We start from the raw sequence: 6087 nt of genomic DNA on the forward strand, positions 1-6087 counted from the left end.
GTGAGTATAGCGGCTATACTGTTAAAGCCCCGGATGTGGAAACGGCCAGCGTTGCTGGTTTCGGCTCCACCCCCCGGGGTTTTGAATTGCGGAACATCGCCGGTGGCTGGCGCATCTACTCCCGTGCAGACTTTGCCGACATTGTGGGCAAGTATGTGCTCGAGGGGCAGACGGCCAGGCTCACCCAGGCAGCATTGGAAACGCTCGCGGTCATTGCGTACCGGCAGCCGGTTTCCCGGGCACGGGTGTCTGCGATTCGCGGGGTCAACGTTGACTCTGTCGTACGGACACTTGCCCAACGCGGGCTGATTGAGGACGCGGGAACCGATCCCGAGTCAGGCGCCATCCTTTACCGGACCACGTCATACTTCCTGGAACGGATGGGAATCAGCTCAGTGGCGGACTTGCCTCACCTGTCCCCGCATCTGCCGGGGCTGGAAGGCATCGCAGAGTTCTACGACGCCGACAGGATGTAAGCCGGAACTTCCGGCGTGCACACAAATATTTATCAGGGCAGAGTAATTCTGCACGGCTGGCTAGGGTTGTCTGTGACAACCTTTGACAGCCAAAACATTGAAGGACGGGTCATGACACAGGCGGGACGCCAGGGTTCACCACGTAACAGTTCGGGACGCAACAATTCCCAACGCAACACCTCCCAGGGTGGCAATTCAGCGGGCGGGTTCCGCAGCGGTGCCCCCAAGCGGGCCGGTGGGTTCGGCAGCGGCGGGCCGCAACGCGCACCCAAGCCGCGCGAGGAGCGCTTTATCGATCCGGATTTGGCTTCGGATGGGCCCCAGCAGGGCCGCGGTGCGGATGCCAGGGCGGCCAAGCCCTCATCCCGGAAGCCGGCAGCCCGGAAGCCGGGAGCCAAGAAAGCCCCGGGTACTCCGGGCGCCCTCAAGCCGAAGCCCCGCACCGGCGCTCCCGGAGCGGCCGCTTCCCGTGCCTTCGGCAGCGAACGCTTCGGCCAGAACCTTGGCCCCGTCCGCAGGCCGTCCCGGAAGAAGGGACCCCGTGGCGACGTGCCCCAGTCGGAACTCCATGACGCCGACGGCGTGCGCCTGCAAAAGGTGATGGCCTCGGCCGGAGTTGCGTCCCGCCGCGTCTGCGAAGAGATGATTGCCGAAGGCCGCGTGGAAGTGGACGGACAGGTGGTCACTGAGCTCGGTGTCCGCGTGGACCCCAAGACGGCTGTCATCCACGTTGACGGGCTGCGGATCCAGCTGGACGAGAACCTCGTCTACATGGTGTTCAACAAGCCGAAGGGCGTTGTTTCCACCATGGAGGATCCCGAGGGGCGTCCCTGCATCAGCGACTTCCTGAAGAACAACAAGAACAAGGGCGAACGGCTCTTCCACGTGGGCCGCCTGGACGTCGCCACCGAAGGGCTTTTGCTGCTGACGAACGACGGCGAACTGGCCAACCGCCTGACGCACCCTTCCTACGAAGTCCCCAAGACCTACCTGGTCCAGGTCCGTGGGCCGTTCCCGCAGGGAATCGGGGCGCAGCTCAAGGAGGGTGTGGAACTGGAGGACGGTTTTGCGTCTGTTGACTCCTTCCGGCTTGTCGACTCCACTCCGGGCCACGTCCTGATCGAGGTAGTGCTGCACTCCGGCAAGAACCGCATCGTCCGCCGCCTGTTCGACGCCGTCGGCTTCCCGGTCCTGCGCCTGGTCCGCGTCAAGGTGGGGCCCATTGGCCTGGGTGACCAGCGCCAGGGCAGCATCCGCAACCTCGGCAAGCAGGAAGTCGGCCACCTGCTGGCATCCGTAGGGCTCTAAGGCATGTCCGCCTTCAAAAGCCAGGGCCTCGGCCACCTGGATGGTCCGGTGGTGGTCATCGGTACCGGGCTCCTCGGGACCAGCATCGGGCTGGGCCTGCGGGGGCGCGGCGTGCCGGTGTTCCTCTCCGACCCTTCGCCCACAAACCAGGCGGTAGCTGTTGACATCGGCGCAGGGCGGCCGCTGCCGGAACTGGGCAGCAGCCGGCCGCAGCTGGTGGTCGTCGCCGCGCCGCCGGACGTCACAGCCGACGTCGTCCGGGAGGCACTGGCTGACTATCCGGACTCGGTGGTGGTGGATATTGCCAGCGTCAAGGCAGATATTCTGGCCCGGCTCCGGGGCAGTGGCGTGGACCTCTCGCGCTACGTTGGAACGCATCCGATGGCAGGGCGGGAAAAGTCCGGCCCGGTTGCCGCCCGCGGTGAGCTGTTTACCTCCATGCCATGGGTGGTCTGCCCGTCTGAGGAAACGTCGGCTGCCGCCCTTCAGACGGCCCGGTCGCTGGGCAACGACCTGGGCGCAGTGGTGTCCCAGTTCACGGCCGACGAACACGACGAAGCCGTCGCGCTGGTCTCCCACCTGCCCCAGGTGATGTCCTCGCTGCTGGCCAGCAGGCTGCAGGGAACGCCGTTGCATGCGTTGTCCCTGGCAGGCAACGGGCTTAGGGATGTCACACGGATCGCGGCCAGCGACCCCACCTTATGGGTGCAGATCCTCGGCGGGAACGCCTCCAAGGTGGTGGAGATCCTCTACGGCGTGCGCGAGGACCTTAACCGCCTCATCGGAACCCTGGAACAGCCCACCGCTCCGGGCGCCAGGCTGGACCTTGCCCAGCTCATCAGCGAGGGCAACGCGGGCCAGGCCCGTATCCCGGGCAAGCACGGCGGTCCGCCGCAGGCGTATTCCTGGCTCACTGTGCTGGTGGACGACAGGCCCGGCCAGATTGCACGGCTGCTGACCGAAATTGGTGAAGTCGGGGTGAACGTTGAAGACCTGCGGCTCGACCATTCATCCGGACAGAACGTGGGCATGGTGGAATTGTCAGTGTTGCCGAACAAGCACGACCACCTGATCGAAGCATTAAACGACCGCGGATGGCGGGTACTTCAGTAATGACACAAGAACTCCTCGACACCATGCCCGCCCTGCGCGTCGGCAGGCCGCTGGTTGTTGCCATCGACGGACCTTCGGGTTCCGGCAAATCCAGCGTCAGCAAGGAAGTGGCCCGGCGGCTCCGGATCGCCTACCTGGACACCGGGGCAATGTACCGGGCCCTGACCTGGTATTGCGTCACCAACGGCATCGACCTGGACGATGCCGCCGCCGTTGAGCAGGCTTCCCGGGACCTGGTGCTGGACCTCAGCACCAGCCCGCGGGAGGAATTTGTCCGCGTGGACGGTGTTGACGTCACCGACGCCATCCGCGAGCCTGCCATCTCCTCGGCCGTCAGCGCCGTCGCCACCACCCTGGGCGCCCGGACTGAGCTCATCCGCCGGCAACGGGCGCTGATCGAAAAGCACCACCGCCGCATGGTGGTGGAAGGCAGGGACATTACCACCGTCGTCGCGCCCGGAGCCGAAGTGCGCATGCTGCTGACCGCCAGCGAAGAAGCCCGGCTGCGCCGGCGCGGCATCCAGCTTGGCGGCACGCAGAATGCGGAGCAGCTGGCTGCCCAGGTGACGCACCGCGACGCCAAGGACTCCACGGTGGTGAACTTCACGCAGGCTGCCGACGGCGTCGTAACGCTGGACTCCTCGGACCTTGACTTCGAGCAGACCGTGGACGCTGCCCTCGTGATTGTCACCAAGGTCCTCAACCGTGACTGACGGGAGGCCGGGCGTGCCCTCCGGCTGGACCATGGCCTGGAGCCGGCCTGTGGGCTGGGCCCTGGACCATCTCGTCTACCGGACATCGGTGACCGGGAAGGCCAACGTCCCCACCGGGGGACCGGTGATCTTCGCCGGCAACCACATCAGCTTCCTGGATGGGCCCGTGATGTTCGGCGCCTCGCCGCGGCCCATGCACATCCTGGTCAAGCAGGAGATGTTCAAGGGATTCCTGGGCAGGGTGCTGACCGCCTCAGGGCAGCTGCCCGTGGACCGGCAGGGTGACCGGGCTGCGCTGCAGCGCAGCAAGGACCTCCTCGCCGCCGGCCGTTGCGTTGGAATCCTCCCTGAAGGAACCCGGGGGAGCGGTGAAGCCTCCGATATCAACGGCGGGGTAGCCTGGCTCGCCCTGAATTCCGGAGCGCCGGTAGTACCCGTGGCCATCCTGGGGACCCGGGCCGGGGACGAGCACCTTGACTTTGTGCCGCGGCCCGGCAGACGGTTCCATGTCAGCTTCGGAACCGCCCTTACTTTAGGCCGCCGGGCCGGGGAAAGCGGCCGTGCTTCAATGGACAGGGCGGCGCAGGAGATCCGCGCAGCACTGGCCGGGCACGTCCGGGATGCCATCCAACTCAGCGGGCAGCCCCTGCCGTTCGCTGAAACCTCCAAAGACTTAACAGCAGTAGCCGGGACGCCGGCAGATGACCACTAAGGACAGTGCAATGAGCGACACGACTCAAACCCCCGGCCATTCCGGCGCCGGCGAAGACGAATACACGCCCACGGGCACCGACCAGGTTGCCGAACGGCTGGCGGCCATTGACGACGACGAGGCTGAGCTCCGCGCGGCCTCCCTCCGGGCAGGCCTGGAGGACTACGACCTCGACGAGGACGACGCCGCGCTGCTCAGCGGGGAATACGGCGACGAGGACTTCGACGGCCCCGTCAAGCTCGATCCTGTGCTGGCCATCATCGGGCGCCCCAACGTGGGCAAGTCCACCCTGGTCAACCGCATCCTGGGCCGCCGCGAAGCCGTGGTGGAGGACACTCCCGGCGTAACCCGCGACCGCGTCATGTACTCGGCGAGCTGGAACGGCCGCAACTTCACCCTGGTGGATACCGGCGGCTGGGAGCACGATGCCCGCGGTATCCACGCCCGCGTCGCCGAGCAGGCCGAGATGGCCGTTGAACTCGCTGACGCCGTCCTCTTCGTCGTCGACTCGGCCGTCGGTGCCACGGCTACCGATGAAGGCGTGATGAAGATGCTGCGCCGCAGCAAGAAGCCGGTCATCATGGTGGCCAACAAGGTGGACGACTTCGCGCAGGAGGCGGACTCCGCGGCTCTGTGGGGCCTGGGCTTCGGCGAGCCGTACCCGGTCTCGGCGCTCCATGGCCGCGGGGTGGCGGACCTGCTGGACCACGTCATGGATGTGCTGCCGGAATTCTCGACCATTGAGGGGCTGGAACGCTCCGGCGGTCCGCGCCGCATCGCACTCATCGGCCGCCCGAACGTGGGCAAGTCCTCGCTGCTGAACAAGCTGGCCGGGACTGAGCGCGTGGTGGTGGACAACACTGCCGGAACCACCCGCGACCCCGTGGACGAATTCATCGAACTGGGCGGCCGCACCTGGCGCTTCGTGGACACCGCCGGCATCCGCCGCCGCCAGCACATGGCGCAGGGCGCTGACTACTACGCCTCGCTGCGGACGCAGGCCGCGCTCGAAAAGGCGGAGGTCGCCGTCGTGCTTCTCGCCGTTGATGAGGTCCTCAGCGAGCAGGACGTCCGGATCCTCCAGCTGGCCATCGAGTCCGGCCGTGCCATGGTCCTGGCGTTCAACAAGTGGGACCTGCTCGACGACGAACGCCGCCGCTACCTCGAGCGCGAAATTGAGCAGGACCTGGCGCACGTGGAGTGGGCGCCGCGCGTCAACATCTCGGCAAAGACGGGCTGGCACAAGGACCGCCTGGTGCCGGCGCTGGACCTGGCCCTGGAGAACTGGGACAAGCGCATCGCCACCGGCCGCCTGAACGCCTTCCTGGGCGAGCTGGTGGCCGCGCACCCGCACCCGGTCCGCGGCGGAAAGCAGCCCCGCATCCTCTTCGGCACCCAGGCCTCGAGCCGTCCGCCCAAGTTCGTGCTGTTCACCACCGGTTTCCTTGACCCCGGCTACCGCCGGTTCATCACCCGCCGGCTCCGGGAAACCTTCGGCTTCGAGGGCACGCCCATCGAAGTCAGTATGCGTGTGCGGGAAAAGCGCGGCAAGAAGCGTTAATTGCGACACACCAGGGCCCCGAATCCCGGAAAGTGTCACAGGCACCCTCTTGGATCGTGTAAGCTCTTCTAGGTGGTTCGGCCGGACTGCTGGTGGAAATCCTCGGAGGAATCCTTGGATGAAGCACAGCGGAGAACGGCGGAACTAACGGGCTGTAGCGCAGCTTGGTAGCGCACTTGACTGGGGGTCAAGGGGTCGCAGGTT

At 66.3% G+C, this 6087-nt stretch carries 6 protein-coding genes; all 6 read left to right on the top strand.

The features are described 5' to 3' along the window. On the top strand, positions 1-476 hold a 476-nt coding region (locus P2Q66_RS17970; protein ID WP_275730342.1), incomplete at its 5' end, for an SMC-Scp complex subunit ScpB. A 111-nt stretch (positions 477-587) separates the two neighbouring features. After that, complete coding sequence (locus P2Q66_RS17975) at positions 588-1784, top strand: pseudouridine synthase (RefSeq protein ID WP_079597203.1); 1197 nt, start codon at positions 588-590, stop codon at positions 1782-1784. 3 nt (positions 1785-1787) lie between these two features. Then, a complete protein-coding gene (locus tag P2Q66_RS17980; protein ID WP_275730344.1) occupies positions 1788-2897 on the top strand; it encodes a prephenate dehydrogenase in 1110 nt (369 codons plus the stop codon). Continuing rightward, a complete protein-coding gene (cmk, locus tag P2Q66_RS17985) occupies positions 2897-3610 on the top strand; it encodes a (d)CMP kinase (protein ID WP_275730345.1) in 714 nt (237 codons plus the stop codon). The genes P2Q66_RS17980 and cmk overlap by 1 nt, the downstream gene beginning before the upstream one ends. A gap of 31 nt (positions 3611-3641) precedes the next feature. Beyond that, the gene (locus P2Q66_RS17990) at positions 3642-4322 is read left to right on the top strand and encodes a lysophospholipid acyltransferase family protein (RefSeq protein WP_275730348.1); all 681 of its coding nucleotides are present in this window, start codon (positions 3642-3644) and stop codon (positions 4320-4322) included. Between the two features lie 10 nt (positions 4323-4332). Then, a complete protein-coding gene (gene der, locus P2Q66_RS17995) occupies positions 4333-5883 on the top strand; it encodes a ribosome biogenesis GTPase Der (protein WP_079597199.1) in 1551 nt (516 codons plus the stop codon). Positions 5884-6087 lie beyond the last annotated feature (204 nt).

Origin of the sequence: Arthrobacter sp. Cr_A7, assembly GCF_029222765.1 — a bacterium.
Lineage (GTDB): Bacteria > Actinomycetota > Actinomycetes > Actinomycetales > Micrococcaceae > Arthrobacter.